43 protein-coding genes are annotated in these 24549 nt (G+C 50.8%); 37 read left to right on the forward strand and 6 right to left on the reverse strand.

Features of this window, described 5'->3' with window-relative positions; genetic code table 11:
- Nucleotides 1-191 precede the first annotated feature (191 nt).
- From rpsJ to AX755_RS15555, 31 genes are all read left to right on the forward strand, one after another.
- On the forward strand, nt 192-503 hold the full coding sequence (gene rpsJ, locus AX755_RS15405) for a 30S ribosomal protein S10 (RefSeq protein ID WP_001181005.1): 312 nt from the start codon (nt 192-194) through the stop codon (nt 501-503).
- Between the two features lie 32 nt (nt 504-535).
- A complete protein-coding gene (gene rplC, locus AX755_RS15410; RefSeq protein ID WP_003863274.1) occupies nt 536-1165 on the forward strand; it encodes a 50S ribosomal protein L3 in 630 nt (209 codons plus the stop codon).
- A gap of 10 nt (nt 1166-1175) precedes the next feature.
- Nucleotides 1176-1781, forward strand: coding sequence for a 50S ribosomal protein L4 (rplD, locus tag AX755_RS15415; protein ID WP_000424395.1), 606 nt, complete (start codon nt 1176-1178; stop codon nt 1779-1781).
- Nucleotides 1778-2080, forward strand: a complete 303-nt coding sequence (gene rplW, locus AX755_RS15420; RefSeq protein WP_000617546.1) for a 50S ribosomal protein L23 — start codon at nt 1778-1780, stop codon at nt 2078-2080. Before rplD ends, rplW begins: the two co-directional genes overlap by 4 nt.
- A 17-nt stretch (nt 2081-2097) precedes the next feature.
- Nucleotides 2098-2919 carry a 50S ribosomal protein L2 gene (gene rplB / locus AX755_RS15425; RefSeq protein WP_000301859.1) on the forward strand — a complete coding sequence of 274 codons (822 nt, stop codon included), beginning with the start codon at nt 2098-2100 and terminating at the stop codon, nt 2917-2919.
- Between the two features lie 16 nt (nt 2920-2935).
- Nucleotides 2936-3214, forward strand: coding sequence for a 30S ribosomal protein S19 (gene rpsS, locus AX755_RS15430; RefSeq protein ID WP_001138117.1), 279 nt, complete (start codon nt 2936-2938; stop codon nt 3212-3214).
- Between the two features lie 14 nt (nt 3215-3228).
- Complete coding sequence (gene rplV, locus AX755_RS15435) at nt 3229-3561, forward strand: 50S ribosomal protein L22 (protein ID WP_002919773.1); 333 nt, start codon at nt 3229-3231, stop codon at nt 3559-3561.
- Between the two features lie 17 nt (nt 3562-3578).
- Nucleotides 3579-4280: a 30S ribosomal protein S3 gene (gene rpsC / locus AX755_RS15440; RefSeq protein WP_000529945.1), complete on the forward strand. Its 702-nt coding sequence runs from the start codon at nt 3579-3581 to the stop codon at nt 4278-4280.
- A 12-nt stretch (nt 4281-4292) separates the two neighbouring features.
- Nucleotides 4293-4703, forward strand: a complete 411-nt coding sequence (rplP, locus tag AX755_RS15445) for a 50S ribosomal protein L16 (RefSeq protein WP_002919759.1) — start codon at nt 4293-4295, stop codon at nt 4701-4703.
- Nucleotides 4703-4894, forward strand: a complete 192-nt coding sequence (rpmC, locus tag AX755_RS15450; RefSeq protein WP_013099027.1) for a 50S ribosomal protein L29 — start codon at nt 4703-4705, stop codon at nt 4892-4894. Before rplP ends, rpmC begins: the two co-directional genes overlap by 1 nt.
- Nucleotides 4894-5148, forward strand: coding sequence for a 30S ribosomal protein S17 (gene rpsQ / locus AX755_RS15455; protein ID WP_008503489.1), 255 nt, complete (start codon nt 4894-4896; stop codon nt 5146-5148). Before rpmC ends, rpsQ begins: the two co-directional genes overlap by 1 nt.
- 166 nt (nt 5149-5314) lie before the next feature.
- Nucleotides 5315-5686 (forward strand): 50S ribosomal protein L14, encoded by a 372-nt coding sequence (gene rplN / locus AX755_RS15460; RefSeq protein WP_002919748.1) that lies wholly within the window; start codon nt 5315-5317, stop codon nt 5684-5686.
- A 10-nt stretch (nt 5687-5696) separates the two neighbouring features.
- On the forward strand, nt 5697-6011 hold the full coding sequence (gene rplX, locus AX755_RS15465) for a 50S ribosomal protein L24 (protein WP_000729185.1): 315 nt from the start codon (nt 5697-5699) through the stop codon (nt 6009-6011).
- Nucleotides 6012-6025: 14 nt separating this feature from the next.
- Nucleotides 6026-6565, forward strand: coding sequence for a 50S ribosomal protein L5 (rplE, locus tag AX755_RS15470; protein ID WP_001096202.1), 540 nt, complete (start codon nt 6026-6028; stop codon nt 6563-6565).
- 14 nt (nt 6566-6579) lie between these two features.
- Nucleotides 6580-6885, forward strand: coding sequence for a 30S ribosomal protein S14 (rpsN, locus tag AX755_RS15475; protein WP_013099026.1), 306 nt, complete (start codon nt 6580-6582; stop codon nt 6883-6885).
- Between the two features lie 33 nt (nt 6886-6918).
- Complete coding sequence (gene rpsH / locus AX755_RS15480) at nt 6919-7311, forward strand: 30S ribosomal protein S8 (protein WP_013099025.1); 393 nt, start codon at nt 6919-6921, stop codon at nt 7309-7311.
- 12 nt (nt 7312-7323) lie between these two features.
- Nucleotides 7324-7857, forward strand: coding sequence for a 50S ribosomal protein L6 (rplF, locus tag AX755_RS15485; RefSeq protein ID WP_013099024.1), 534 nt, complete (start codon nt 7324-7326; stop codon nt 7855-7857).
- Nucleotides 7858-7866: 9 nt separating this feature from the next.
- Nucleotides 7867-8220 carry a 50S ribosomal protein L18 gene (rplR, locus tag AX755_RS15490; protein WP_013099023.1) on the forward strand — a complete coding sequence of 118 codons (354 nt, stop codon included), beginning with the start codon at nt 7867-7869 and terminating at the stop codon, nt 8218-8220.
- 14 nt (nt 8221-8234) lie between these two features.
- On the forward strand, nt 8235-8735 hold the full coding sequence (gene rpsE, locus AX755_RS15495; RefSeq protein ID WP_003863299.1) for a 30S ribosomal protein S5: 501 nt from the start codon (nt 8235-8237) through the stop codon (nt 8733-8735).
- A 6-nt stretch (nt 8736-8741) separates the two neighbouring features.
- Nucleotides 8742-8921, forward strand: coding sequence for a 50S ribosomal protein L30 (rpmD, locus tag AX755_RS15500; RefSeq protein ID WP_003863301.1), 180 nt, complete (start codon nt 8742-8744; stop codon nt 8919-8921).
- Nucleotides 8922-8924: 3 nt separating this feature from the next.
- Nucleotides 8925-9359, forward strand: coding sequence for a 50S ribosomal protein L15 (rplO, locus tag AX755_RS15505; RefSeq protein WP_013099022.1), 435 nt, complete (start codon nt 8925-8927; stop codon nt 9357-9359).
- 7 nt (nt 9360-9366) lie between these two features.
- On the forward strand, nt 9367-10698 hold the full coding sequence (gene secY, locus AX755_RS15510) for a preprotein translocase subunit SecY (protein WP_003863305.1): 1332 nt from the start codon (nt 9367-9369) through the stop codon (nt 10696-10698).
- Nucleotides 10699-10729: 31 nt separating this feature from the next.
- Nucleotides 10730-10846 carry a 50S ribosomal protein L36 gene (gene rpmJ, locus AX755_RS15515; RefSeq protein ID WP_000868187.1) on the forward strand — a complete coding sequence of 39 codons (117 nt, stop codon included), beginning with the start codon at nt 10730-10732 and terminating at the stop codon, nt 10844-10846.
- 146 nt (nt 10847-10992) lie between these two features.
- On the forward strand, nt 10993-11349 hold the full coding sequence (rpsM, locus tag AX755_RS15520; protein WP_013099021.1) for a 30S ribosomal protein S13: 357 nt from the start codon (nt 10993-10995) through the stop codon (nt 11347-11349).
- Nucleotides 11350-11365: 16 nt separating this feature from the next.
- Nucleotides 11366-11755 carry a 30S ribosomal protein S11 gene (rpsK, locus tag AX755_RS15525; protein ID WP_003031137.1) on the forward strand — a complete coding sequence of 130 codons (390 nt, stop codon included), beginning with the start codon at nt 11366-11368 and terminating at the stop codon, nt 11753-11755.
- Nucleotides 11756-11787: 32 nt separating this feature from the next.
- Complete coding sequence (gene rpsD, locus AX755_RS15530) at nt 11788-12408, forward strand: 30S ribosomal protein S4 (protein WP_003863314.1); 621 nt, start codon at nt 11788-11790, stop codon at nt 12406-12408.
- A 25-nt stretch (nt 12409-12433) separates the two neighbouring features.
- On the forward strand, nt 12434-13423 hold the full coding sequence (locus AX755_RS15535) for a DNA-directed RNA polymerase subunit alpha (RefSeq protein ID WP_002919219.1): 990 nt from the start codon (nt 12434-12436) through the stop codon (nt 13421-13423).
- Nucleotides 13424-13463: 40 nt separating this feature from the next.
- Nucleotides 13464-13850, forward strand: a complete 387-nt coding sequence (rplQ, locus tag AX755_RS15540) for a 50S ribosomal protein L17 (protein WP_001216372.1) — start codon at nt 13464-13466, stop codon at nt 13848-13850.
- Between the two features lie 107 nt (nt 13851-13957).
- Nucleotides 13958-14326 (forward strand): DUF1992 domain-containing protein, encoded by a 369-nt coding sequence (locus AX755_RS15545; protein ID WP_062857043.1) that lies wholly within the window; start codon nt 13958-13960, stop codon nt 14324-14326.
- A 2-nt stretch (nt 14327-14328) separates the two neighbouring features.
- Nucleotides 14329-14754: a Zn(2+)-responsive transcriptional regulator gene (zntR, locus tag AX755_RS15550; protein WP_013099019.1), complete on the forward strand. Its 426-nt coding sequence runs from the start codon at nt 14329-14331 to the stop codon at nt 14752-14754.
- Between the two features lie 57 nt (nt 14755-14811).
- Nucleotides 14812-15027: an alternative ribosome-rescue factor A gene (locus AX755_RS15555; RefSeq protein ID WP_062857044.1), complete on the forward strand. Its 216-nt coding sequence runs from the start codon at nt 14812-14814 to the stop codon at nt 15025-15027.
- Here the strand turns inward: AX755_RS15555 and mscL are convergent.
- The 5 genes from mscL to def form a co-directional block, all read right to left on the reverse strand.
- A complete protein-coding gene (gene mscL / locus AX755_RS15560; protein WP_013099017.1) occupies nt 15024-15434 on the reverse strand; it encodes a large-conductance mechanosensitive channel protein MscL in 411 nt (136 codons plus the stop codon). The two genes, AX755_RS15555 and mscL, sit on opposite strands and share 4 nt — an antisense overlap.
- 145 nt (nt 15435-15579) lie before the next feature.
- Entirely contained in the window at nt 15580-16956 is a 1377-nt protein-coding gene (gene trkA / locus AX755_RS15565; RefSeq protein WP_013099016.1) for a Trk system potassium transporter TrkA, read from the reverse strand.
- 22 nt (nt 16957-16978) lie between these two features.
- Nucleotides 16979-18265: a 16S rRNA (cytosine(967)-C(5))-methyltransferase RsmB gene (gene rsmB, locus AX755_RS15570; RefSeq protein WP_062857051.1), complete on the reverse strand. Its 1287-nt coding sequence runs from the start codon at nt 18263-18265 to the stop codon at nt 16979-16981.
- A 52-nt stretch (nt 18266-18317) separates the two neighbouring features.
- On the reverse strand, nt 18318-19265 hold the full coding sequence (gene fmt, locus AX755_RS15575) for a methionyl-tRNA formyltransferase (RefSeq protein WP_062857045.1): 948 nt from the start codon (nt 19263-19265) through the stop codon (nt 18318-18320).
- 25 nt (nt 19266-19290) lie between these two features.
- Nucleotides 19291-19800, reverse strand: coding sequence for a peptide deformylase (gene def / locus AX755_RS15580; protein ID WP_013099013.1), 510 nt, complete (start codon nt 19798-19800; stop codon nt 19291-19293).
- A 127-nt stretch (nt 19801-19927) separates the two neighbouring features.
- Here def and dprA point away from each other — a divergent pair, with 127 nt between their 5' ends.
- Genes dprA through AX755_RS15610 form a run of 6 tightly spaced genes read left to right on the forward strand, consistent with a single transcriptional unit; the run spans nt 19928 to nt 23711 of the window.
- On the forward strand, nt 19928-21052 hold the full coding sequence (gene dprA / locus AX755_RS15585) for a DNA-protecting protein DprA (RefSeq protein WP_062857046.1): 1125 nt from the start codon (nt 19928-19930) through the stop codon (nt 21050-21052).
- The gene (gene smg, locus AX755_RS15590) at nt 21024-21497 is read left to right on the forward strand and encodes a DUF494 family protein Smg (protein ID WP_013099011.1); all 474 of its coding nucleotides are present in this window, start codon (nt 21024-21026) and stop codon (nt 21495-21497) included. The genes dprA and smg overlap by 29 nt, the downstream gene beginning before the upstream one ends.
- Before the next feature lie 26 nt (nt 21498-21523).
- Nucleotides 21524-22078 carry a DNA topoisomerase family protein gene (locus tag AX755_RS15595; RefSeq protein WP_028028147.1) on the forward strand — a complete coding sequence of 185 codons (555 nt, stop codon included), beginning with the start codon at nt 21524-21526 and terminating at the stop codon, nt 22076-22078.
- The gene (gene tsaC, locus AX755_RS15600) at nt 22071-22643 is read left to right on the forward strand and encodes an L-threonylcarbamoyladenylate synthase type 1 TsaC (protein WP_038420961.1); all 573 of its coding nucleotides are present in this window, start codon (nt 22071-22073) and stop codon (nt 22641-22643) included. The genes AX755_RS15595 and tsaC overlap by 8 nt, the downstream gene beginning before the upstream one ends.
- A 4-nt stretch (nt 22644-22647) precedes the next feature.
- The gene (aroE, locus tag AX755_RS15605) at nt 22648-23466 is read left to right on the forward strand and encodes a shikimate dehydrogenase (RefSeq protein WP_104668952.1); all 819 of its coding nucleotides are present in this window, start codon (nt 22648-22650) and stop codon (nt 23464-23466) included.
- Nucleotides 23463-23711 (forward strand): DUF1488 domain-containing protein, encoded by a 249-nt coding sequence (locus AX755_RS15610; RefSeq protein ID WP_062857048.1) that lies wholly within the window; start codon nt 23463-23465, stop codon nt 23709-23711. Before aroE ends, AX755_RS15610 begins: the two co-directional genes overlap by 4 nt.
- Here the strand turns inward: AX755_RS15610 and AX755_RS15615 are convergent.
- The gene (locus AX755_RS15615; RefSeq protein ID WP_062857049.1) at nt 23672-24241 is read right to left on the reverse strand and encodes a gamma carbonic anhydrase family protein; all 570 of its coding nucleotides are present in this window, start codon (nt 24239-24241) and stop codon (nt 23672-23674) included. The two genes, AX755_RS15610 and AX755_RS15615, sit on opposite strands and share 40 nt — an antisense overlap.
- Nucleotides 24242-24549: the final 308 nt, after the last annotated feature.

Here is a 24549-nt window from a genome sequence, read left to right on the forward strand (position 1 = left end):
CGTAAATGCGTATAATGCGCGGGCTTGTCGTAATTGACGGCGGGTTCAATCTGAACCGGAGTGACTCATTTTGTTACTCAACAATGCTCCCAATTGGGGAGCTACGTAAGAACGGTTACACTCTCCCATCAATCGTAATGGGTTTGAGGAGTAATCATTTTCGTTTATAAAATAATTGGAGCTCTGGTCTCATGCAGAACCAAAGAATCCGTATCCGCCTTAAAGCGTTTGATCATCGTCTGATCGATCAATCAACCGCGGAAATCGTCGAGACTGCTAAGCGCACTGGTGCGCAAGTCCGTGGTCCGATCCCGCTGCCGACCCGCAAAGAGCGCTTCACCGTTCTGATCTCCCCGCACGTTAACAAAGACGCGCGTGATCAGTACGAAATCCGCACTCATAAGCGTCTGGTTGACATCGTTGAGCCAACTGAGAAAACCGTTGATGCTCTGATGCGTCTGGATCTGGCTGCCGGTGTAGACGTGCAGATCAGCCTGGGTTAATCAGGTCATCGAGCGATTGAGAGGTTGAAACAATGATTGGTTTAGTCGGTAAAAAAGTGGGTATGACCCGCATCTTCACTGAAGATGGCGTTTCTATCCCAGTAACCGTAATCGAAGTTGAAGCAAACCGCGTTACTCAGGTTAAAGATCTGGCTAACGATGGCTACCGCGCTATTCAGGTTACCACTGGTGCTAAAAAAGCTAACCGTGTAACCAAACCAGAAGCGGGTCACTTCGCTAAAGCTGGCGTTGAAGCTGGCCGTGGTCTGTGGGAATTCCGTCTTGCTGAAGGCGAAGAGTTCACCGTAGGTCAGGACATTAGCGTTGAGCTGTTTGCTGACGTTAAAAAAGTTGACGTAACCGGTACCTCTAAAGGTAAAGGTTTTGCTGGTACCGTTAAGCGCTGGAACTTCCGTACCCAGGACGCTACTCACGGTAACTCCTTGTCTCACCGCGTTCCGGGTTCTATCGGTCAGAACCAGACTCCGGGCAAAGTGTTCAAAGGCAAGAAAATGGCAGGTCAGCTGGGCAACGAACGTGTAACTGTTCAGAGCCTGGACGTAGTACGTGTTGACGCTGAGCGCAACCTGCTGCTGGTTAAAGGTGCGGTCCCGGGTGCAACCGGTAGCGACCTGATCGTTAAACCAGCTGTGAAGGCGTAAGGGGATAGCAATGGAATTAGTATTGAAAGACGCGCAGAGCGCGCTGACTGTTTCCGAAACTACCTTCGGTCGTGATTTCAACGAAGCGCTGGTTCACCAGGTTGTTGTTGCTTATGCAGCTGGTGCTCGTCAGGGTACTCGTGCTCAGAAGACTCGTGCTGAAGTAACTGGTTCTGGCAAAAAGCCATGGCGCCAGAAAGGTACCGGCCGTGCGCGTTCAGGTTCTATCAAGAGCCCGATCTGGCGTTCAGGTGGCGTGACCTTCGCTGCGCGTCCACAGGACCACAGTCAAAAAGTTAACAAAAAGATGTACCGCGGCGCGCTGAAAAGCATCCTGTCCGAACTGGTACGTCAGGATCGTCTGATCGTTGTCGAGAAGTTCTCTGTAGAAGCGCCTAAAACTAAGCTGCTGGCACAGAAACTGAAAGACATGGCTCTGGAAGATGTGCTGATCATCACCGGTGAGCTGGACGAGAACCTGTTCCTGGCCGCGCGCAACCTGCACAAGGTTGACGTACGCGACGCGACTGGTATCGACCCGGTTAGCCTGATCGCCTTCGACAAAGTCGTAATGACTGCTGATGCTGTTAAGCAAGTTGAGGAGATGCTGGCATGATTCGTGAAGAACGTCTGCTGAAGGTGCTGCGCGCACCGCACGTTTCTGAAAAAGCGTCTACTGCGATGGAAAAAACAAACACCATCGTTCTCAAAGTTGCTAAAGACGCGACCAAAGCAGAGATCAAAGCTGCTGTGCAGAAACTGTTTGAAGTCGAAGTCGAAGTCGTTAACACCCTGGTAGTTAAAGGGAAAGTTAAACGTCACGGACAGCGTATCGGTCGTCGTAGCGACTGGAAAAAAGCTTACGTCACCCTGAAAGAAGGCCAGAACCTGGACTTCGTTGGCGGCGCTGAGTAAGTCGGAGGAGTAATACAATGGCAGTTGTTAAATGTAAACCGACATCTCCGGGTCGTCGCCACGTAGTTAAAGTGGTTAACCCTGAGCTGCACAAGGGCAAACCTTTTGCTCCGTTGCTGGAAAAAAACAGCAAATCCGGTGGTCGTAACAACAATGGCCGTATCACCACTCGTCACATCGGTGGTGGCCACAAGCAGGCTTATCGTATTGTTGACTTCAAACGCAACAAAGACGGTATCCCAGCAGTTGTTGAGCGTCTTGAGTACGATCCGAACCGTTCCGCGAACATCGCGCTGGTTCTGTACAAAGATGGCGAACGCCGTTACATCCTGGCCCCTAAAGGCCTGAAAGCTGGCGACCAGATTCAGTCTGGCGTTGATGCTGCAATCAAAGCAGGCAACACCCTGCCGATGCGCAATATCCCGGTTGGTTCTACCGTTCATAACGTAGAAATGAAACCAGGTAAAGGCGGTCAGCTGGCGCGTTCCGCGGGTACTTACGTTCAGATCGTTGCGCGTGACGGTGCTTATGTCACCCTGCGTCTGCGTTCTGGTGAAATGCGTAAAGTCGAAGCAGACTGCCGCGCTACTCTGGGCGAAGTTGGCAATGCTGAGCATATGCTGCGCGTTCTGGGTAAAGCTGGTGCTGCACGCTGGCGTGGTGTTCGTCCTACCGTTCGCGGTACTGCGATGAACCCAGTAGATCACCCACATGGTGGTGGTGAAGGTCGTAACTTTGGTAAGCACCCGGTAACTCCGTGGGGCGTTCAGACCAAAGGTAAGAAGACCCGCAGCAACAAGCGTACTGATAAATTTATCGTACGTCGCCGTAGCAAATAATTTTAGAGGATAAGCCATGCCACGTTCTCTCAAGAAAGGTCCTTTTATTGACCTGCACTTGCTGAAGAAGGTAGAGAAAGCGGTGGAAAGCGGAGACAAGAAGCCCCTGCGCACTTGGTCCCGTCGTTCAACGATCTTTCCTAACATGATCGGTTTGACCATCGCTGTCCATAATGGTCGTCAGCACGTTCCAGTCTTTGTTACCGACGAAATGGTTGGTCACAAACTGGGTGAATTCGCACCGACTCGTACTTATCGCGGCCACGCTGCTGATAAAAAAGCGAAGAAGAAATAAGGTAGGAGGAAGAGATGGAAACTTTAGCTCAACATCGCCATGCTCGTTCTTCTGCACAGAAGGTTCGCCTTGTTGCTGACCTGATTCGCGGTAAGAAAGTGTCGCAGGCCCTGGACATCCTGACCTATACCAACAAGAAAGCTGCGGTATTGGTCAAGAAAGTACTGGAATCTGCCATTGCTAACGCTGAACACAACGATGGCGCTGACATCGACGATCTGAAAGTCGCGAAAATTTTCGTAGATGAAGGCCCAAGCATGAAGCGCATTATGCCGCGTGCGAAAGGTCGTGCAGATCGCATCCTGAAGCGCACCAGCCACATTACTGTGGTTGTGTCCGATCGCTGAGACTCTGGAGACTAGCAATGGGTCAGAAAGTACATCCTAATGGTATTCGCCTGGGTATTGTAAAACCATGGAACTCTACCTGGTTTGCGAACACCAAAGAATTCGCTGACAACCTGGACAGCGATTTTAAAGTACGTCAGTACCTGACGAAGGAACTGGCTAAAGCGTCTGTATCTCGTATCGTTATCGAGCGTCCAGCTAAGAGCATCCGTGTGACTATTCACACTGCTCGTCCTGGCATCGTTATCGGTAAGAAAGGCGAAGACGTAGAAAAACTGCGCAAGGTCGTAGCGGATATCGCTGGCGTTCCTGCACAGATCAATATCGCTGAAGTTCGTAAGCCTGAACTGGACGCTAAATTGGTTGCTGACAGCATCACTTCTCAGCTGGAACGTCGTGTTATGTTCCGTCGTGCTATGAAGCGTGCTGTACAGAACGCAATGCGTCTGGGCGCTAAAGGTATCAAAGTTGAAGTTAGCGGCCGTCTGGGCGGCGCGGAAATCGCACGTACCGAATGGTACCGTGAAGGTCGCGTACCGCTGCACACTCTGCGTGCTGACATCGACTACAACACCTCTGAAGCGCACACCACTTACGGTGTAATCGGCGTTAAGGTATGGATCTTCAAAGGTGAGATCCTGGGTGGTATGGCTGCTGTTGAACAACCGGAAAAACCGGCTGCTCAACCTAAAAAGCAGCAGCGTAAAGGCCGTAAATAAGGAGCGTCGCTGATGTTACAACCAAAGCGTACAAAATTCCGTAAAGTGCACAAAGGCCGCAACCGTGGTCTGGCGCAGGGTACGGATGTTAGCTTCGGCACTTTCGGTCTGAAAGCTGTTGGCCGTGGTCGTCTGACTGCACGTCAGATCGAAGCAGCACGTCGTGCAATGACCCGTGCAGTTAAGCGTCAAGGTAAGATCTGGATCCGTGTATTCCCGGACAAACCGATCACCGAGAAGCCGCTGGAAGTTCGTATGGGTAAAGGTAAAGGTAACGTGGAGTACTGGGTTGCCTTGATCCAACCGGGCAAAGTCTTGTATGAAATGGACGGTGTTCCGGAAGAGCTGGCCCGTGAAGCCTTCGGCCTGGCAGCAGCGAAACTGCCTATCAAAACCACCTTTGTAACTAAGACGGTGATGTAATGAAAGCAAAAGAGCTGCGTGAAAAGAGCGTTGAAGAGCTGAACGCTGAGCTGCTGAACCTGCTGCGCGAGCAGTTCAACCTGCGTATGCAGGCTGCAAGTGGCCAGCTGCAACAGACCCACCTGCTGAAGCAAGTGCGTCGCAATGTTGCACGCGTTAAGACTTTACTGACTGAGAAGGCGGGTGCGTAATGACCGATAAAATCCGTACTCTGCAAGGTCGTGTTGTTAGCGACAAAATGGAGAAATCCATCGTTGTTGCTATCGAACGCATTGTGAAACACCCGATCTACGGTAAATTCATCAAGCGTACGACCAAACTGCACGTACATGACGAGAACAACGAATGTGGTATCGGCGACAAGGTTGAAATCCGTGAATGCCGTCCACTGTCCAAGACTAAGTCCTGGACGCTGGTTCGCGTTGTAGAGAAAGCGGTTCTGTAATACAGTACCCGTTCTCGATACGAATAAACGGCTCAGCGATGAGCCGTTTATTTTTTCTACCCATATTGCAGAAGCGGTGTTATAATGCCGCGCCCTCGATATGGGGCTTTTTAACGGCTCTGATTTTAGAGTCTCAGGTAGTAGTTGACATTAGCGGAGCACTAAAATGATCCAAGAACAGACTATGCTGAACGTCGCCGACAACTCCGGTGCACGTCGCGTAATGTGTATCAAGGTTCTGGGTGGCTCGCACCGTCGCTACGCAGGCGTAGGCGACATCATCAAGATCACCATCAAAGAAGCAATTCCACGTGGTAAGGTCAAAAAAGGTGATGTGCTGAAAGCGGTAGTGGTGCGCACCAAGAAGGGTGTTCGTCGCCCTGACGGTTCTGTCATTCGCTTCGATGGTAATGCATGCGTTATTTTGAACAATAACAGCGAGCAGCCAATCGGCACGCGTATCTTTGGGCCGGTAACTCGTGAACTTCGTACTGAGAAGTTCATGAAAATTATCTCTCTGGCACCAGAAGTACTCTAAGGAGCGAATCATGGCAGCGAAAATCCGTCGTGATGACGAAGTTATCGTGTTAACCGGTAAAGATAAAGGTAAACGCGGTAAAGTAAAAAATGTCCTGTCTTCCGGCAAGGTCATTGTTGAAGGTATCAACCTGGTTAAGAAACATCAGAAGCCGGTTCCGGCCCTGAACCAACCAGGCGGCATCGTTGAAAAAGAAGCTGCTATTCAGGTTTCTAACGTTGCAATCTTCAATGCGGCAACCGGCAAGGCTGACCGTGTAGGCTTTAGATTCGAAGACGGCAAAAAAGTCCGTTTCTTCAAGTCTAACAGCGAAACTATCAAGTAATTTGGAGTAGTACGATGGCGAAACTGCATGATTACTACAAAGACGAAGTAGTTAAGAAACTCATGACTGAGTTTAACTACAATTCTGTCATGCAAGTCCCTCGGGTCGAGAAGATCACCCTGAACATGGGTGTTGGTGAAGCGATCGCTGACAAGAAACTGCTGGATAACGCAGCAGCTGACCTGACAGCAATCTCCGGTCAAAAACCGCTGATCACCAAAGCACGCAAATCAGTTGCAGGCTTCAAAATCCGTCAGGGCTATCCGATCGGCTGTAAAGTAACTCTGCGTGGCGAACGCATGTGGGAGTTCTTTGAGCGCCTGATCACTATTGCTGTACCTCGTATCCGTGACTTCCGTGGCCTGTCCGCTAAGTCATTCGACGGTCGTGGTAACTACAGCATGGGTGTCCGTGAGCAGATCATCTTCCCAGAAATCGACTACGATAAAGTCGACCGCGTGCGTGGTTTGGATATTACCATTACCACTACTGCGAAATCTGACGAAGAAGGCCGTGCTCTGCTGGCTGCCTTTGACTTCCCGTTCCGCAAGTAAGGTAGGGTTACTGAATGGCTAAGCAATCAATGAAAGCACGCGAAGTAAAACGCGTAGCTTTAGCTGATAAATTCTTCGCTAAACGCGCTGAACTGAAAGCGATCATCTCTGATGTGAACGCTTCCGACGAAGATCGTTGGAACGCAGTTCTCAAGCTGCAAACTCTGCCGCGTGATTCCAGCCCGTCTCGTCAGCGTAACCGCTGCCGTCAAACAGGTCGTCCACATGGTTATGTGGGCAAGTTCGGGTTGAGCCGTATTAAGCTGCGTGAAGCCGCCATGCGCGGTGAAGTGCCAGGCTTGAAAAAGGCTAGCTGGTAATTGTCACCAATTGAATCACGGGAGTAAAGACAGATGAGCATGCAAGATCCGATCGCGGATATGCTGACCCGTATCCGTAACGGTCAGGCCGCGAATAAAGCTGCGGTCACCATGCCTTCCTCCAAGCTGAAAGTGGCAATCGCCAACGTGCTGAAGGACGAAGGTTTTATTGAAGATTTTAAAGTTGAAGGCGACACCAAGCCGGAACTGGAAGTGACTCTTAAGTACTTCCAGGGTAAAGCTGTTGTAGAAAGCATTCAGCGTGTCAGCCGCCCAGGTCTGCGCATCTATAAGAAAAAAGATGAGCTGCCAAAAGTTATGGCCGGTCTGGGTATCGCAGTTGTTTCTACCTCTAAAGGTGTTATGACTGATCGTGCAGCGCGCCAGGCTGGTCTTGGCGGCGAAATTATCTGCTACGTAGCCTAATCGGAGGAAAAAATGTCTCGTGTTGCTAAAGCACCGGTCGTTGTTCCTGCCGGCGTTGATGTAAAAATCAACGGTCAGGTTATTACGATCAAAGGTAAAAACGGCGAGCTGACTCGTACTCTCAACGATGCTGTTGAAGTTAAACATGCAGATAATGCTCTGACCTTCGGTCCGCGTGATGGTTACGCAGACGGCTGGGCTCAGGCTGGTACCGCGCGTGCCCTGCTGAACTCAATGGTTATCGGTGTTACCGAAGGCTTCACTAAGAAGCTGCAGCTGGTTGGTGTAGGTTATCGTGCAGCGATCAAAGGGAATGCAGTAGGCCTGTCTCTGGGCTTCTCTCACCCTGTTGAGCATCCGCTGCCGGCCGGTATCACTGCAGAATGTCCAACTCAGACTGAGATCGTGCTGAAAGGCGCTGATAAACAGCTGATTGGCCAGGTTGCAGCAGATCTGCGCGCCTACCGTCGTCCTGAGCCTTATAAAGGCAAGGGTGTTCGTTACGCCGACGAAGTCGTGCGTACCAAAGAGGCTAAGAAGAAGTAAGGTAACACTATGGATAAGAAATCTGCTCGTATCCGTCGTGCGACCCGCGCACGCCGCAAGCTCAAAGAGCTGGGTGCAACTCGCCTGGTGGTACATCGTACCCCGCGTCACATTTACGCACAGGTAATTGCACCGAACGGTTCTGAAGTTCTGGTAGCTGCTTCTACTGTAGAAAAAGCTATCGCAGAACAATTGAAGTACACCGGTAACAAAGACGCTGCTGCAGCTGTAGGTAAAGCTGTTGCTGAACGCGCTCTGGAAAAAGGCATCAGCAATGTATCCTTTGACCGTTCCGGGTTCCAATATCATGGTCGTGTCCAGGCACTGGCAGATGCTGCCCGTGAAGCTGGCCTTCAGTTCTAAGGTAGAGGTGTAAGATGGCTCACATCGAAAAACAAGCTGGCGAACTGCAGGAAAAGCTGATCGCGGTAAACCGCGTATCTAAAACCGTTAAAGGTGGTCGTATTTTCTCCTTCACAGCTCTGACTGTAGTTGGCGATGGTAACGGTCGCGTTGGTTTTGGTTACGGTAAAGCGCGTGAAGTTCCAGCAGCGATCCAGAAAGCGATGGAAAAAGCCCGTCGCAATATGATTAACGTCGCGCTGAACAACGGCACCCTGCAGCACCCAGTTAAAGGTGTTCACACGGGTTCTCGTGTATTCATGCAGCCAGCTTCAGAAGGTACCGGTATCATCGCCGGTGGTGCAATGCGCGCCGTTCTGGAAGTTGCTGGGGTTCATAACGTTCTGGCTAAAGCATACGGTTCCACCAACCCGATCAACGTGGTTCGTGCAACTATTGATGGCCTGGAAAATATGAATTCTCCAGAAATGGTCGCTGCCAAGCGTGGTAAATCCGTTGAAGAAATTCTGGGGTAATTGACCATGGCAAAGACTATTAAAATCACTCAAACCCGCAGTGCAATCGGTCGTCTGCCGAAACACAAGGCAACGCTGCTTGGCCTGGGTCTGCGTCGTATTGGTCATACCGTTGAGCGCGAGGATACTCCTGCTGTTCGCGGTATGGTCAACGCGGTTTACTTCATGGTTAAAGTTGAGGAGTAAGAGATGCGTTTAAATACTCTGTCTCCGGCCGAAGGCTCTAAAAAGGCGGGTAAACGCCTGGGTCGTGGTATCGGTTCTGGCCTCGGCAAAACCGGTGGTCGTGGTCACAAAGGTCAGAACTCTCGTTCTGGCGGTGGCGTACGTCGCGGTTTCGAGGGTGGCCAGATGCCACTGTACCGTCGTCTGCCGAAGTTCGGCTTCACTTCTCGCAAAGCAGCGATCACAGCGGAAGTCCGTCTGTCTGACCTGGCGAAAGTTGAAGGCGGCGTTGTAGACCTGAACACGCTGAAAGCAGCTAACATTATCGGTATCCAGATCGAGTTCGCGAAAGTGATCCTGGCTGGTGAAGTTTCTACTCCGGTAACTGTTCGTGGCCTGCGTGTTACTAAAGGTGCTCGTGCTGCTATCGAAGCTGCTGGCGGTAAAATTGAGGAATAAGTAGCAGATGGCTAAGCAACCGGGATTAGATTTTCAAAGTGCCAAAGGTGGATTTGGTGAGCTGAAACGCAGACTGCTGTTTGTAATCGGCGCGCTGATTGTGTTCCGTATTGGCTCTTTTATTCCGATCCCTGGTATCGATGCCGCTGTACTTGCCAAACTGCTTGAGCAACAGCGAGGCACCATCATTGAAATGTTTAACATGTTCTCTGGTGGTGCTCTCAGCCGTGCTTCTATCTTCGCGCTGGGTATTATGCCGTATATTTCGGCATCCATTATTATCCAGCTGCTGACGGTCGTTCATCCGGCCTTGGCAGAACTGAAGAAAGAAGGGGAGTCTGGACGTCGTAAGATTAGTCAGTACACCCGCTACGGTACTCTGGTGCTGGCAATATTCCAGTCGATCGGTATTGCTACCGGTCTTCCGAATATGCCTGGTATGCAGGGCCTGGTCTTAAACCCAGGCTTTGCATTCTATTTCACCGCTGTTGTTAGTCTGGTCACAGGGACAATGTTCCTGATGTGGCTCGGCGAACAGATTACTGAACGTGGTATCGGTAACGGTATCTCAATCATTATCTTCGCCGGTATTGTTGCGGGTCTCCCGCCAGCCATCGCCCATACTATAGAGCAAGCGCGTCAAGGCGACCTGCACTTCCTCCTGTTGCTGTTGGTTGCAGTATTAGTATTTGCAGTGACGTTCTTTGTTGTCTTCGTTGAACGTGGTCAACGCCGCATTGTGGTGAACTACGCTAAACGTCAGCAGGGTCGTCGTGTCTATGCTGCACAGAGCACACATTTGCCGCTGAAAGTGAATATGGCAGGGGTAATCCCGGCGATCTTCGCTTCCAGTATTATTCTGTTCCCGGCAACCATCGCGTCATGGTTCGGGGGCGGTACTGGTTGGAACTGGCTGACAACAATTTCGCTGTATTTGCAGCCTGGGCAACCACTTTATGTGTTACTCTATGCGTCTGCGATCATCTTCTTCTGTTTCTTCTACACGGCGTTGGTCTTCAACCCGCGTGAAACAGCAGATAACCTGAAGAAGTCCGGTGCATTTGTACCAGGAATTCGTCCGGGAGAGCAAACGGCGAAGTATATCGATAAAGTAATGACTCGCCTGACTTTGGTTGGTGCGCTTTATATTACTTTTATCTGCCTGATCCCGGAGTTCATGCGTGATGCAATGAAAGTACCGTTCTACTTCGGTGGGACCTCACTGCTTATCGTTGTTGTCGTGATTATGGACTTTATGGCTCAAGTGCAAACTCTGATGATGTCCAGTCAGTATGAGTCTGCATTGAAGAAGGCGAACCTGAAAGGCTACGGCCGCTAATTGGTCGCCTGAGAAGTTACGGAGAGTAAAAATGAAAGTTCGTGCTTCCGTCAAGAAATTATGCCGTAACTGCAAAATCGTTAAGCGTGATGGTGTCATCCGTGTGATTTGCAGTGCCGAGCCGAAGCATAAACAGCGCCAAGGCTGATTATTTCGCATATTTTTCTTGCAAAGTTGGGTTGAGCTGGCTAGATTAGCCAGCCAATCTTTTGTATGTCTGTACGTTTCCATTTGAGTATCCTGAAAACGGGCTTTTCAGCATGGTGCGTACATATTAAATAGTAGGAGTGCATAGTGGCCCGTATAGCAGGCATTAACATTCCTGATCAGAAACATGCTGTGATCGCATTAACTTCGATCTACGGCATCGGCAAGACCCGTTCTAAAGCCATCCTGGCTGCAGCGGGTATCGCTGAAGATGTTAAGATCAGTGAGCTGTCTGAAGGACAAATCGACACGCTGCGTGACGAAGTTGCCAAATTTGTCGTTGAAGGTGATCTGCGCCGTGAAATCAGCATGAGCATCAAGCGCCTGATGGATCTTGGTTGCTATCGCGGTTTGCGTCATCGTCGTGGTCTGCCAGTGCGCGGTCAGCGTACTAAGACCAACGCACGTACCCGTAAGGGTCCGCGCAAACCGATCAAGAAATAATCGGGGTGATTGAATAATGGCAAAGGCACCAATTCGTGCACGTAAACGTGTAAGAAAACAAGTCTCTGACGGCGTGGCTCATATCCATGCTTCTTTCAACAACACCATCGTTACTATTACTGATCGTCAGGGTAACGCATTGGGTTGGGCAACAGCCGGTGGTTCCGGTTTCCGTGGTTCTCGCAAATCCACTCCGTTTGCAGCTCAGGTTGCAGCAGAGCGTTGCGCAGAAGCCGTAAAAGAATACGGCATCAAGAATCTGGAAGTTATGGTTAAAGGTCCGGGTCCGGGTCGTGAATCTACTGTTCGCGCTCTGAACGCCGCTGGTTTCCGCATCACTAATATTACTGATGTGACTCCGATCCCTCATAACGGTTGTCGTCCGCCGAAAAAACGTCGCGTATAACGCTCGTTTTTTAGGTTAGTTGGAGATAGAAAATGGCAAGATATTTGGGTCCTAAGCTCAAGCTGAGCCGTCGTGAGGGCACCGACTTATTCCTTAAGTCTGGCGTTCGCGCGATCGATACCAAGTGTAAAATTGAACAAGCTCCTGGCCAGCACGGTGCGCGTAAACCGCGTCTGTCTGACTATGGTGTGCAGTTGCGTGAAAAGCAAAAAGTTCGCCGTATCTACGGTGTGCTGGAGCGTCAGTTCCGTAACTACTATAAAGAAGCAGCACGTCTGAAAGGCAACACAGGTGAAAACCTGCTGGCTCTGCTGGAAGGTCGTCTGGACAACGTTGTATACCGTATGGGCTTCGGCGCTACTCGTGCTGAATCACGCCAGCTGGTTAGCCACAAAGCAATCATGGTAAACGGTCGTGTTGTTAACATCGCTTCTTATCAGGTTAAAGCGAATGACGTTGTTAGCATTCGTGAGAAAGCGAAAAAGCAATCTCGCGTGAAAGCCGCTCTGGAGCTGGCTGAGCAGCGTGAAAAGCCAACCTGGCTGGAAGTTGATGCTGGCAAGATGGAAGGTACGTTCAAGCGTCAGCCAGAACGTTCTGATCTGTCTGCGGACATTAACGAACACCTGATCGTCGAGCTTTACTCCAAGTAAAGCTTAGTACCAAAGAGAGGACACAATGCAGGGTTCTGTGACAGAGTTTCTAAAACCGCGCCTGGTAGATATCGAGCAAGTGAGTTCGACGCACGCCAAGGTGACCCTTGAGCCTTTAGAGCGTGGCTTTGGCCATACTCTGGGTAACGCACTGCGCCGTATTCTGCTCTCATCGATGCCGGGTTGCGCGGTGACCGAGGTTGAGATTGATGGTGTACTTCATGAGTACAGCACCAAAGAAGGCGTTCAGGAAGATATCCTTGAAATCCTGCTCAACCTGAAAGGGCTGGCGGTGAGAGTTCAGGGTAAAGATGAAGTTATTCTTACTCTGAATAAATCTGGCATTGGCCCTGTGACTGCAGCCGACATCACCCACGACGGTGATGTTGAAATCGTCAAGCCGCAGCACGTGATCTGCCACCTGACCGATGAGAACGCAGCTATTAGCATGCGTATCAAAGTTCAGCGCGGTCGTGGTTATGTGCCGGCTTCTGCCCGAATTCATTCGGAAGAAGATGAGCGCCCAATCGGCCGTCTGCTGGTCGACGCATGCTACAGCCCTGTAGAGCGTATTGCCTACAATGTTGAAGCAGCGCGTGTAGAACAGCGTACCGACCTGGACAAGCTGGTCATCGAAATGGAAACCAATGGCACAATCGATCCTGAAGAGGCGATTCGTCGTGCGGCAACCATCCTGGCAGAACAACTGGAAGCTTTCGTTGACTTACGTGATGTACGTCAGCCGGAAGTGAAAGAAGAGAAACCAGAATTCGATCCGATCCTGCTGCGCCCTGTTGACGATCTCGAATTGACTGTCCGCTCTGCTAACTGCCTCAAGGCAGAAGCTATCCACTATATCGGTGATCTGGTACAGCGTACCGAGGTTGAGTTGCTGAAAACGCCGAACCTGGGTAAAAAATCTCTTACTGAGATTAAAGACGTGCTGGCTTCACGTGGTCTGTCTCTGGGCATGCGCCTGGAAAACTGGCCACCAGCAAGCATTGCTGACGAGTAACCGGATCACAGGTTAAGGTTTTACTGAGAAGGATAAGGTCATGCGCCATCGTAAGAGTGGTCGTCAACTGAACCGCAACAGCAGCCATCGCCAGGCTATGTTCCGCAACATGGCAGGTTCACTGGTTCGTCATGAAATCATCAAGACGACCCTGCCTAAAGCGAAAGAGCTGCGTCGTGTAGTTGAGCCGCTGATTACTCTTGCCAAGACTGACAGCGTTGCTAATCGTCGTCTGGCATTCGCCCGTACTCGTGATAACGAGATCGTGGCAAAACTGTTTAACGAGCTGGGCCCGCGTTTCGCGAGCCGTGCCGGTGGTTACACTCGCATTCTGAAGTGTGGCTTCCGCGCAGGCGACAACGCTCCGATGGCTTACATCGAGCTGGTTGATCGTTCTGAGTCGAAAGCAGAAGCTGCTGCAGAGTAATCTGCAGTAACGTAAAAAAACCCGCTCCGGCGGGTTTTTTTATATCCGCACTATCCCCACTTCTCTACAATATCTGTATTAATTTTGTTCATCCCCTGGAGTTTATGATGTGGTTGCTCGACCAGTGGGCAGAACGCCATATTCGCGATGCCCAAACTAAAGGCGAATTCGATAACCTGTCCGGTAGCGGTGAACCGCTAGTACTGGAAGATGATTCGCATATACCCCCTGAACTACGGGCTGGATATCGCTTACTGAAAAATGCGGGGTGTCTGCCTCCCGAGCTTGAACAGCGCAAAGAGGCGATTGAGCTTACTGATCTGCTAAAAGGGATACGGAAAGACGATCCCCGGCATGGAGAACTAAGCCGGCGGTTGGCTCTGGTTGAACTCAAGCTACGACAGGCAGGAATTGCGACTGACTTTCTGCATGGCGAGTATAGTGAAAGACTGATGCAGAAAATAAATGAGGAATAGCCATGTATCGTATCGGTGAACTTGCAAAGCTTGCTAACGTGACGCCGGATACCATCCGCTACTATGAAAAACAGCAGATGATTGATCATGAGGTGCGCACCGAAGGTGGGTTCCGCCTCTATACCGACAACGATCTGCAACGGCTGCGGTTTATTCGTTATGCACGCCAACTGGGATTCACGCTGGATTCGATCCGTGAGTTATTGTCGATCCGTATCGATCCGGCACATCACACCTGCCAGGAATCGAAAAGCATTGTCCAGGCCAGGCTGGATGAAGTTGAAGCGCGTATTCAGGAACTGCAAACCATGCAGCGCTCTCTGCAAAGGTTGAATGATGCGTGCTGTGGTACGGCTCACAGCAGTGTCTATTGTTCTATTCTGGAGGCCCTTGAACAAGGGGCAAGTGGAGAAACCCGGGGTTGTTGATTTTTTATCAGTCCGGGTCTAGACTCCCCTCGACATTAATCATGTTCAGGAGAAATTATGAGTCACTATCAGCATACGAAGGGACAAATTAAAGATAATGCCATTGAGGCTTTGCTTCACGACCCGCTTTTTCGACAGCGAGTTGAAAAGAACAAAAAAGGGAAGGGAAGTTATCTGCGCAAAAACAAACATGCAAAACGGGGTAACTGGGAGGCCAGTGGCAAGCAAGCGAATCGCTTATTTACCACTGGCCTTGCTGCTTTTAGCTGTTAAACGCGGTTATTCTGCTCTTTTAACAGATCGCGAATTTCAGTCAGTAATACTTCTTCTTTCGTAGGCGCGGGCGCCGCAGCAGGTTCTTCTTTTTTACGGTTGAGCTTGTTGATAAGCTTGATGGCCATAAAAATGGCAAACGCGACGATCACGAAATCAAATACATTCTGAATAAACACGCCATAGTGCATCACCACTGCCGGGATATCCCCCTGTGCTTCCCGAAGCGTGAAGGCGAATTGTTTGAAATCAATGCCCCCAATTAATAGCCCTAAAGGTGGCATGATGATATCAGCCACTAAAGATGAAACGATCTTGCCGAACGCTGCACCAATAATGACACCCACTGCCAAATCCACCACATTTCCGCGCATCGCAAATTCGCGAAATTCTTTAACAAAACTCATTATGTTCTCCTTGTGCCAGCTGACGACTATAAGTTTAACAAATGATTAGCTAATTGCCATTGGGGATAAATAAACGTTATGAAAATAAAAGGCACAGGAATCAGAAGGATAATATTCAGGTGCTCTATCGCGAGCACCTGAATCATTACAGGAAGAATGGACTTGGCTGGAATAAACGTTCGACGTCGGTAATAAATTTTTTATCGGTCAGGAACATAATAACGTGATCGCCTTGTTCAATGCGCAAATTATCATTGGCAATCATGACATCATTTCCGCGTACTACGGCGCCGATAATTGTGCCGGGTGGCAGCTTAATTTCATCGATGGCGCGTCCCACCACGCGCGATGTGGTTTCATCACCGTGAGCGACAGCTTCAATGGCTTCAGCGACGCCGCGACGCAGTGAGGACACACCAACAATATCTGCTTTACGAACGTGGCTCAACAGCGCGGAAATCGTTGCCTGCTGCGGTGAAATCGCAATATCAATTACGCTCCCCTGCACCAGGTCAACATAGGCACGACGCTGAATAAGTACCATGACCTTTTTTGCTCCCATGCGCTTGGCGAGCATGGCGGACATAATATTTGCTTCATCGTCGTTGGTGACGGCAATAAACAGATCAACTTGATCGATATGCTCTTCTGCCAGTAATTCCTGATCTGAGGCATCGCCATAAAACACGATCGTGTTTTGTAGTTTTTCAGCAAGTTCAGAGGCGCGCTGTTGATCGCGCTCGATCAACTTCACGCTATAGTCTTTTTCCAGACGGCGGGCGAGACCTGCGCCGATATTACCCCCACCGACCAGCATGATGCGTTTGTAGGGTTTTTCGAGGCGCTGAAGTTCACTCATTACGGCACGAATATGTTGAGAGGCAGCAATGAAGAAGACTTCATCTCCTGCTTCGACAATGGTCGAGCCCTGAGGACGAATCGGTCTGTCGTGACGGAAAATGGCTGCGACGCGGGTATCGATGTGTGGCATATGTTCGCGCATCGTAGACAGCGCGTTTCCGATCAACGGACCGCCATAATAGGCCTTAACAACGGCCAGACTCACTTTCCCTTCTGCAAAGTTCACGACCTGCAGTGCGCCGGGATATTCGATCAGGCGATAAATATTATCGATAACCAGCTGTTCTGGTGCGATAAGGTGGTCGATTGGTACCGCTTCTGAGTTAAAGAGTTTTTCCGCATCGCGGACATAATCCGGGGAGCGGATACGGGCGATTCGGTTAGGCGTGTTGAAAAGCGAATAGGCCACCTGACAAGCGACCATATTGGTCTCATCCGAGCTGGTCACGGCCACTAACATATCGGCATCGTCAGCACCGGCTTCACGGAGGACACGTGGATGCGAACCGTGTCCCTGCACAACGCGAAGGTCAAATTTATCCTGCAGAACGCGCAGTCGATCGCCGTTGGTATCGACGATCGTAATGTCGTTGTTTTCACCTACAAGGTTTTCCGCCAGCGTCCCGCCGACCTGTCCTGCGCCCAGAATGATAATCTTCATATCTCGTGACCTGTTCTCAACATCACTCTTTGATTAGCTTAGCGTAAAAGAAGCCATCACCCTCTTCAGCGCCGGGCAGGTTCTGCTGGCCCGGGTGCTCCGGTGTCCCCGTATCGCGCAGCGTAGCGCCAGGAGTGCGTTTAAGGAAGGCTGAAATTTGCTGGCTATTCTCCTCCGGAAGAATGGAACAGGTGGCATAGACCAGCGTTCCGCCAGGCTTCAGGTGTGGCCAGATAGCGTCAAGGATCTCGGATTGCAGCTGCGCAAGTTCCTTAATATCACGGTCGCGACGCAGCCACTTAATGTCCGGGTGACGACGAATAACGCCGGTTGCCGAGCAGGGAGCGTCCAGCAAAATGCGGTCGAATTGAGTCTCGCCGCACCATTCTGTGGGCTTACGTCCGTCGCCTTGCTTGACCTGCGCCTTCATACCTAAACGCTTAAGGTTGTCGTAGACACGCGAAAGTCGCTGCTCATCAACATCCACAGCCATTACGCTGGCCTGCGGTGCGACTTCCAGAATATGCGTTGTTTTGCCCCCAGGCGCGGCACACAGGTCGAGGATCTGTTCGCCATTTTTGGGTTCGAGCCATGTCATACAGCCCTGAGCAGATGCATCCTGAACGGTTACCCAGCCTTCATCGAATCCAGGTAAGGCATGCACCGGCACAGGGGAGGCTAAACGCACGGCATCAGGATAAGTATCATGCGCGAATCCACTCATTCCGGCTTCTTCCAGCAAGGCCAGCCATGCATCGCGGGTATGATGATTACGGTTAACGCGTAACCACATCGGCGGACGGTGATTATTTGCGTCAGCAATATCCTGCCACCGCTGCGGATACGCTTTTTTGAGGCGATTCAGAAGCCAGTCAGGATGAAGGAAACGGGTTTCGCTTTTTGCAAATTCTGCCAGAAGTTCTTCCTGTTGGCGCTGGAACTGACGCAGTACGCCGTTGATCAGCCCTTTGAGCTGGGGACGTTTAATCGCGACGGCACCTTCTACCGTCTCAGCCAACGCAGCATGAGGTGGGATGCGGGTATGAAGAAGCTGATAGAAGCCAACCATAATCAAATAATGGACGGTACGCTGCTTACCGGTCATTGGGCGCGACATCAGCTTATTAATCAGCCATTCAAGCTGAGAAAGGGTGCGCAGGACGCCAAAACAGAGCTCCTGAAGCAGAGCTTTGTCTTTGTCGGACACTTTTTGCTGCAGTGGAGGCAGGACATTACTCAGTGATTGACCCTGCTCGACAACCTGCTCAACGGCCTGTGCCGCCAGACTGCGTAGATTTTGTTTTTTCATAACCGTAAAAATAAAAATGCCCGGAAACACCGGGCCTTAAGAATAAATTTGCTCAGGCAAGGCGAGAGCCAGGGATAAACCATTCGCGACGGGAATTTAACAGATCCTGAGCACTCATTGCCTTTTTACCCGCGGGTTGCAGTGATTCCAGATTCAGGATCCCTTCCGAGGTTGCCACCTGGATACCATTTTTGCTGGCTTCGATAATTGTACCCGGCTCAGCAGACGTATTGCCTTCAATGACGGACGCTTTCCAGACTTTAACGGGTTGCTCATCGATCACCATCCAGCTCATTGGCCATGGATTAAAGGCGCGAATGCAACGCTCAAGCTGTGCGGCGGAGAGGGACCAGTCGACCCGCGCCTCTTCTTTGCTGAGTTTTTCGGCGTAGGTCACCAGGGTCTCATCCTGAACTTCAGGGGTAGCCGTGTTATCAGCAAGCTGCTGCAAGGTTTTGATGAGTCCTTGTGGACCCAGATCCGCCAGTTTGTCATACAGCGTGGCACTGGTGTCGTCGGCGGTAATTGGACAGGCCAGTTTATACAGCATGTCGCCGGTGTCTAAACCTACATCCATCTTCATAATGGTGACGCCAGTTTCAGCATCACCCGCCCACAACGAGCGTTGGATCGGTGCCGCGCCACGCCAGCGTGGAAGCAACGAACCATGTACGTTGACACATCCCAAACGAGGCATATCAAGCACGGCTTTTGGCAGAATTAAGCCGTAAGCCACCACCACCATGACATCAGCATTGAGATCGGCAACAAGTTGCTGATTTTCCTGAGGTCGTAAGGATGCGGGCTGGTAAACGGGTAACCCATGTTCTTCTGCCAGCACTTTCACCGGGCTGGGCATGAGCTTTTTACCACGGCCTGCCGGGCGATCCGGTTGGGTAAACACGCCAACAACCTGGTGGCCAGAAGATAACAGCGCGTCAAAATGACGCGCTGCAAAATCAGGGGTACCCGCGAAGATAATACGTAGTGTTTTAGACACGATGATCCTTGTATCCGGGGGGATGTTATGCGCGGGAGCGCAAACGATCCAGTTTCTCTACTTTCTGACGAATACGCTGCTGCTTCAGTGGTGAGAGGTAATCGATAAACAGTTTACCGACCAGGTGATCCATCTCATGCTGAATACAAATCGCCAGCAGATCGTCTGCTTCCAGTTCGAACGGGTTGCCTTCACGATCCAGGGCGCGAATTTTCACTTTTTCGGCACGTGGAACTAAAGCACGCTGTTCAGGAATGGACAGACAACCTTCCTCAATACCTGTTTCACCGCTCTTTTCCAACAGCTCAGGGTTGATCAGCACCAGACGGCCATCGCGATTCTCAGAAACGTCGATCACGATAATACGCTTGTGAATGTCCACCTGAGTTGCCGCAAGACCAATGCCTTCTTCGGCGTACATGGTATCGAACATATCATCAACGATACGCTGAATTTCTGCATTCACTTCTTTGACCGGTTCAGCGACGATGCGAAGGCGCTCGTCCGGAATATGTAACACTTGCAAAACTGCCATAAATTTCCAGAGTCGTGTTCAGGAGTTGATAAGAATACTATCTCTATTCTAGACAAATCCCCCATCGATTGACAGCATCCGTGACCAATCGCAATGATTGCAGAGGCTGCTTATGGCAGGGAATAGGATGACGTCCACGGAGATATGGTTACGGCTAATCCACACAGGTTCTCTGTGTGGTGATCAGATGCTCGCAGCGGCAGCGCGACTACTTATGCAGACAAGGATTGATGATGCCGTTGTCAGAGATGCCGGGCTGTCAACAAAACAGGCTCAACAGTTCTTTGCGCTTGATGAAAATGAACTGCAACGAAATCTGGCGTGGCTTGAACAGCCGGAGAACCATCTGCTGACGGCGGATGATCCTCGTTATCCCCCTTTACTTCGCACGATCCCTGACTACCCCGGCGCATTGTTTATTAAAGGCAATCCTGAAGCCTTTAACACCGTTCAACTGGCGGTTGTGGGTAGCCGCGCACCATCCTGGTACGGTGAGCGATGGGGGAAAATCCTGTGCGAACAACTTTCACAAAGTGGTTTCACGATCACCAGTGGGCTGGCCTGCGGTATTGACGGCGTCGCTCACCACGCCGCGCTGTCTGTAAAAGGGCGAAGTGTCGCGGTGCTTGGAAACGGGCTGTTTAGCATTTATCCCCGTCGGCATCAGGCTCTGGCTGCACGGCTTATCGAATCAGAGGGGGCTATTGTGTCGGAGTTCCCGCTGTCAGCGCCGCCCTGGCCGGCAAATTTTCCACGTCGTAACCGAATTATCAGCGGTCTGAGTCTGGGCGTGCTGGTGGTGGAGGCCGCTTTAAGAAGCGGCTCACTCGTTACGGCACGGTATGCCCTAGAACAGGGGCGAGAAGTCTTTGCCTTACCTGGCCCGATAGGTAACCCGGGGTGTGAGGGCCCCCACTGGCTCATCAAGCAGGGAGCAACGCCTGTGACGAGCGTCGAGGACATCCTTGAAAATTTGCAATATGGCTTGCACTGGTTAACAGATGAACCCGAAAAGCGACATTTTTCATCAGATCAGGAGAAGGTGGCATTGCCATTTCCCAGCCTCCTGGCTAACGTAGGAGATGAGGTAACACCTGTTGACGTTGTCGCTGAACGTGCCGGCCAACCTGTGCCAGTAACGGTAGCACAGCTACTCGAACTGGAGTTAGCAGGGTGGATCGCAGCTGTACCCGGCGGCTATGTCCGATTAAGGAGGGCAAGCCATGTTCGACGTACTGATGTATTTGTTTGAGACTTACATCCATAACGAAGCAGAAATGCGAGTGGATCAGGACAAATTGACACAGGATCTTACCGATGCGGGGTTTGAACGGGAAGATATTTATAATGCGTTGATGTGGCTGGAAAAACTGGCTGATTATCAGGAAGGCCTTGCCGAACCGATGCAGCTTGCTTCTGACCCATTGTCTGTGCGCATTTATACCGCTGAAGAGTGTGAAAGGCTGGACGCCAGCTGCCGGGGATTCATCTTATTCCTTGAGCAGATTCAGGTGCTAAACCTCGAAACAAGAGAAATGGTGATAGAGCGCGTTATGGCGCTGGATACGGCAGAGTTCGAACTGGATGACCTCAAGTGGGTGATCCTGATGGTTCTGTTTAATATTCCAGGCTGTGAAAATGCCTATCAGCAAATGGAAGAATTACTCTTTGAAGTGAATGAAGGTATGCTGCACTAATTCAATGTGCAGCACCAAGAGTTGTTATGGCCAAATCAGCACTGTTCACGGTGCATAAAAACGAGCCCTGCCCACAGTGCGGGGCTGAACTTGTCATTCGGTCCGGGAAACACGGTCCGTTTCTCGGTTGTTCACACTATCCGGAATGTGATTATGTTCGTCCCCTGAAAAGCCAGGCGGACGGACATATCGTTAAAATTCTGGAGGGACAGCTTTGCCCGAAGTGTGGAGGCGAACTGGCGTTACGGCAGGGCCGTTTTGGTATGTTCATTGGTTGCAGTCGCTATCCTGAATGTGAACATACGGAACAAATTGATAAGCCAGATGAAACGGCAATCGCCTGCCCCCAGTGCCAGCGCGGACAACTGGTACAGCGTCGTTCTCGTTTTGGTAAAACCTTCCATTCCTGCGATCGTTATCCTGAATGCCAGTTCGTTATCAATTTCAAACCGGTAGCGGGTAACTGCCCTCATTGCGATTATCCGTTACTTATAGAGAAGAAAACGGCGCAAGGTATGAAACGCTTTTGCGCCAGTAAACAATGTGGAAAGCCGGTTTCGGCGGATGAAATCAGTGAATAATAACCTGCCAACAGGCTCCATTGCGCACGCAGTGGAGGTCCTGAAAAATGAAGAAGTCATCGCCTATCCAACAGAAGCTGTCTTTGGGGTCGGTTGCGATCCTGACAGCGAGACAGCTGTGAATCGTTTACTTACGCTAAAACAGAGACCTGTCGAAAAAGGATTGATTTTGATCGCTGCTAATTATGAGCAGCTTAAACCTTATATTGATGATTCCATGCTCACGCCAGCACAACGGGATACCATCTTTTCGGCGTGGCCAGGGCCGGTGACCTTTGTTTTCCCGGCGCAGCCAACTACGCCACGCTGGTTAACAGGGCGTTTCGATTCCCTCGCTGTCCGTGTCACCGATCATCCGCTGGTGGTAGAGCTATGTCTGGCGTTTGGTAAACCGCTGGTCTCAACCAGTGCCAACCTTACCGGGCAGCCTCCTTGCCGGAGCACCGAAGAGGTGCTGGCGCAGTTCGGGAATGACTTCCCGGTAGCCGTCGGTGAAACCGGAGGTCGTCTTAATCCGTCGGAAATCCGCGACGCCTTGACCGGCGAACGTTTTCGCCAGGGGTAATATGATGGAAACCTATGCCGTTTTTGGTAATCCGATCGCTCACAGCAAGTCGCCGTTGATCCATCAGCAGTTTGCTGAACAACTGCAGATTGATCATCCCTATGGCCGGGTGCTGGCACCAGTTGATGCCTTTGTTACCACCCTGAATGCTTTTTTTGACGCGGGTGGTAAAGGTGCCAATGTGACGGTGCCTTTTAAAGAAGAAGCCTTTGAACGTGCGGATGAATTAACTGAGCGCGCATCTCTTGCGGGTGCCGTGAATACGCTTAAACGGCTGGAGGATGGACGCCTTCTGGGTGACAACACTGACGGAATCGGCTTACTTAGCGATCTGGAAAGACTCTCATTTATCAAACCCGGGTTCCGGGTTCTGTTGATTGGTGCTGGTGGGGCATCGCGAGGCGTACTGTTACCGCTCCTTTCACTGGATTGTGCAGTGACCATAACCAATCGCACCTTTTCCCGGGCGGAAGCGTTGGCGGCGTTGTTTGCACATACTGGCAGCGTGAGCGCGGTGGCTCTTGATGATCTTATCCACCATGAATTTGATCTTATCATTAATGCCACCTCCAGCGGCATTAGCGGGGAAGTACCGGCGATCCCGTCCTCTTTAGTAAACAGCCACCTCTATTGCTACGACATGTTTTATCAGAAAGGGAAAACTCCCTTCCTCAGCTGGTGTGAACAACACGGCGCGAAACAGCTGGCTGATGGCCTGGGCATGCTGGTGGGGCAAGCTGCGCATGCAGTTTTGCTCTGGCACGGTGTATTACCTGCTGTCGAACTTGTCATTGAAAAGCTGAAACAGGAACTTACGGCGTGAACCAGGCGATTCATTTTCCCGAAAGAGAACAGTGGGATGAGAGTAAGCAAGCAGTCTGTTTCCCGGTGCTCGTGCATGGGATGCAACTGACATGTGCCATTAGCGGTGAAACGCTCAAGCGCCGCTTTGGTGGCTCAAATCCATTAGAGGTGTTCTGCGAAAATCGCTGGGATCTTGAAGAAGAAGCCAGCGACTTGATCCGCGATCAGCAGGAAGACGAGCAGGGCTGGGTCTGGCTGTCCTGATCCAGATACTCATCTTTCCATTTCACGTAATTATTCGCTGAATATTTCAGACCTTCTCTTTCCGCTTCTGTTAAGGGGCGGATCTGCTTTACCGGGCTGCCTAAATAGAGATAACCGCTTTCGAGCCGTTTATGTTGAGGGACAAGACTCCCGGCACCAATCATCACATCATCCTCTACGATGACACCATCCAGCAGGATCGATCCCATGCCAACCAGCACCCGGTTTCCGATAGTGCAGCCGTGAAGCATGACTTTATGGCCGACGGTAACATCTTCTCCTATAACAAGTGGATTGCCGTCCGGGTTATATGAGGATTTGTGGGTGACATGCAGCACGCTGCCATCCTGAATATTAGTGCGTGCGCCTATTGCCACATAGTTAACATCTCCCCTGATCGCAACGAGCGGCCAGATGCTGACATCATCGGCCATTCGGACATCGCCAATGACCACACTGCTGGCATCGATCATCACGCGATCGCCTTTTTGTGGGAACAGATCTTTATACGGACGTAGTACTGCAGACATATCTACCTCGACAGATGAGCGCTATACAGAAGACTTTGATCATATTTTTGGATCGAGGCAAGGCAAAATACGTCAATATTTAAGCAGAACGGGCAGGATTTCAGCGAAAAGCGCGGAAAATCATCAGTCAGAAAAAAAGATCTAAAAAATACTTGTGCTAAAAAATGGGATCCCTATAATGCGCCTCCATCGACACGGCGGATGTGAATCACTTCACAAACAGCCCGGTCGGTTGAAGAGAAAAAATCCTGAAAATCAGGGTTGACTCTGAAAGAGGAAAGCGTAATATACGCCACCTCGCGACAGAG

This window comes from Enterobacter sp. SENG-6 (assembly GCF_001605945.1).
GTDB classification, from domain to species: Bacteria; Pseudomonadota; Gammaproteobacteria; order Enterobacterales; family Enterobacteriaceae; genus Enterobacter; species Enterobacter cloacae.

Coding starts and splice junctions, on each gene's coding strand:
- rplX (WP_000729185.1), top strand. CDS start 5,697: ATGGCAGCGAAAATCCGTCGTGATGACGAAGTTATCGTGTTAACCGGT.
- rpsD (WP_003863314.1), top strand. CDS start 11,788: ATGGCAAGATATTTGGGTCCTAAGCTCAAGCTGAGCCGTCGTGAGGGC.
- smg (WP_013099011.1), top strand. CDS start 21,024: ATGTTCGACGTACTGATGTATTTGTTTGAGACTTACATCCATAACGAA.
- rpmJ (WP_000868187.1), top strand. CDS start 10,730: ATGAAAGTTCGTGCTTCCGTCAAGAAATTATGCCGTAACTGCAAAATC.
- rplB (WP_000301859.1), top strand. CDS start 2,098: ATGGCAGTTGTTAAATGTAAACCGACATCTCCGGGTCGTCGCCACGTA.
- rpmC (WP_013099027.1), top strand. CDS start 4,703: ATGAAAGCAAAAGAGCTGCGTGAAAAGAGCGTTGAAGAGCTGAACGCT.
- AX755_RS15595 (WP_028028147.1), top strand. CDS start 21,524: ATGGCCAAATCAGCACTGTTCACGGTGCATAAAAACGAGCCCTGCCCA.
- AX755_RS15545 (WP_062857043.1), top strand. CDS start 13,958: ATGTGGTTGCTCGACCAGTGGGCAGAACGCCATATTCGCGATGCCCAA.
- rplD (WP_000424395.1), top strand. CDS start 1,176: ATGGAATTAGTATTGAAAGACGCGCAGAGCGCGCTGACTGTTTCCGAA.
- rpsS (WP_001138117.1), top strand. CDS start 2,936: ATGCCACGTTCTCTCAAGAAAGGTCCTTTTATTGACCTGCACTTGCTG.
- rplP (WP_002919759.1), top strand. CDS start 4,293: ATGTTACAACCAAAGCGTACAAAATTCCGTAAAGTGCACAAAGGCCGC.
- rplN (WP_002919748.1), top strand. CDS start 5,315: ATGATCCAAGAACAGACTATGCTGAACGTCGCCGACAACTCCGGTGCA.
- rplW (WP_000617546.1), top strand. CDS start 1,778: ATGATTCGTGAAGAACGTCTGCTGAAGGTGCTGCGCGCACCGCACGTT.
- rpsQ (WP_008503489.1), top strand. CDS start 4,894: ATGACCGATAAAATCCGTACTCTGCAAGGTCGTGTTGTTAGCGACAAA.
- AX755_RS15615 (WP_062857049.1), bottom strand. CDS start 24,241: ATGTCTGCAGTACTACGTCCGTATAAAGATCTGTTCCCACAAAAAGGC.
- rplV (WP_002919773.1), top strand. CDS start 3,229: ATGGAAACTTTAGCTCAACATCGCCATGCTCGTTCTTCTGCACAGAAG.
- rplF (WP_013099024.1), top strand. CDS start 7,324: ATGTCTCGTGTTGCTAAAGCACCGGTCGTTGTTCCTGCCGGCGTTGAT.
- mscL (WP_013099017.1), bottom strand. CDS start 15,434: ATGAGTTTTGTTAAAGAATTTCGCGAATTTGCGATGCGCGGAAATGTG.
- dprA (WP_062857046.1), top strand. CDS start 19,928: ATGACGTCCACGGAGATATGGTTACGGCTAATCCACACAGGTTCTCTG.
- AX755_RS15555 (WP_062857044.1), top strand. CDS start 14,812: ATGAGTCACTATCAGCATACGAAGGGACAAATTAAAGATAATGCCATT.
- zntR (WP_013099019.1), top strand. CDS start 14,329: ATGTATCGTATCGGTGAACTTGCAAAGCTTGCTAACGTGACGCCGGAT.
- rpsC (WP_000529945.1), top strand. CDS start 3,579: ATGGGTCAGAAAGTACATCCTAATGGTATTCGCCTGGGTATTGTAAAA.
- rpmD (WP_003863301.1), top strand. CDS start 8,742: ATGGCAAAGACTATTAAAATCACTCAAACCCGCAGTGCAATCGGTCGT.
- trkA (WP_013099016.1), bottom strand. CDS start 16,956: ATGAAGATTATCATTCTGGGCGCAGGACAGGTCGGCGGGACGCTGGCG.
- def (WP_013099013.1), bottom strand. CDS start 19,800: ATGGCAGTTTTGCAAGTGTTACATATTCCGGACGAGCGCCTTCGCATC.
- aroE (WP_104668952.1), top strand. CDS start 22,648: ATGGAAACCTATGCCGTTTTTGGTAATCCGATCGCTCACAGCAAGTCG.
- rsmB (WP_062857051.1), bottom strand. CDS start 18,265: ATGAAAAAACAAAATCTACGCAGTCTGGCGGCACAGGCCGTTGAGCAG.
- rplR (WP_013099023.1), top strand. CDS start 7,867: ATGGATAAGAAATCTGCTCGTATCCGTCGTGCGACCCGCGCACGCCGC.
- rplE (WP_001096202.1), top strand. CDS start 6,026: ATGGCGAAACTGCATGATTACTACAAAGACGAAGTAGTTAAGAAACTC.
- rplO (WP_013099022.1), top strand. CDS start 8,925: ATGCGTTTAAATACTCTGTCTCCGGCCGAAGGCTCTAAAAAGGCGGGT.
- rpsJ (WP_001181005.1), top strand. CDS start 192: ATGCAGAACCAAAGAATCCGTATCCGCCTTAAAGCGTTTGATCATCGT.
- rplC (WP_003863274.1), top strand. CDS start 536: ATGATTGGTTTAGTCGGTAAAAAAGTGGGTATGACCCGCATCTTCACT.
- rpsH (WP_013099025.1), top strand. CDS start 6,919: ATGAGCATGCAAGATCCGATCGCGGATATGCTGACCCGTATCCGTAAC.
- AX755_RS15535 (WP_002919219.1), top strand. CDS start 12,434: ATGCAGGGTTCTGTGACAGAGTTTCTAAAACCGCGCCTGGTAGATATC.
- secY (WP_003863305.1), top strand. CDS start 9,367: ATGGCTAAGCAACCGGGATTAGATTTTCAAAGTGCCAAAGGTGGATTT.
- rpsN (WP_013099026.1), top strand. CDS start 6,580: ATGGCTAAGCAATCAATGAAAGCACGCGAAGTAAAACGCGTAGCTTTA.
- rpsK (WP_003031137.1), top strand. CDS start 11,366: ATGGCAAAGGCACCAATTCGTGCACGTAAACGTGTAAGAAAACAAGTC.
- rpsE (WP_003863299.1), top strand. CDS start 8,235: ATGGCTCACATCGAAAAACAAGCTGGCGAACTGCAGGAAAAGCTGATC.
- rplQ (WP_001216372.1), top strand. CDS start 13,464: ATGCGCCATCGTAAGAGTGGTCGTCAACTGAACCGCAACAGCAGCCAT.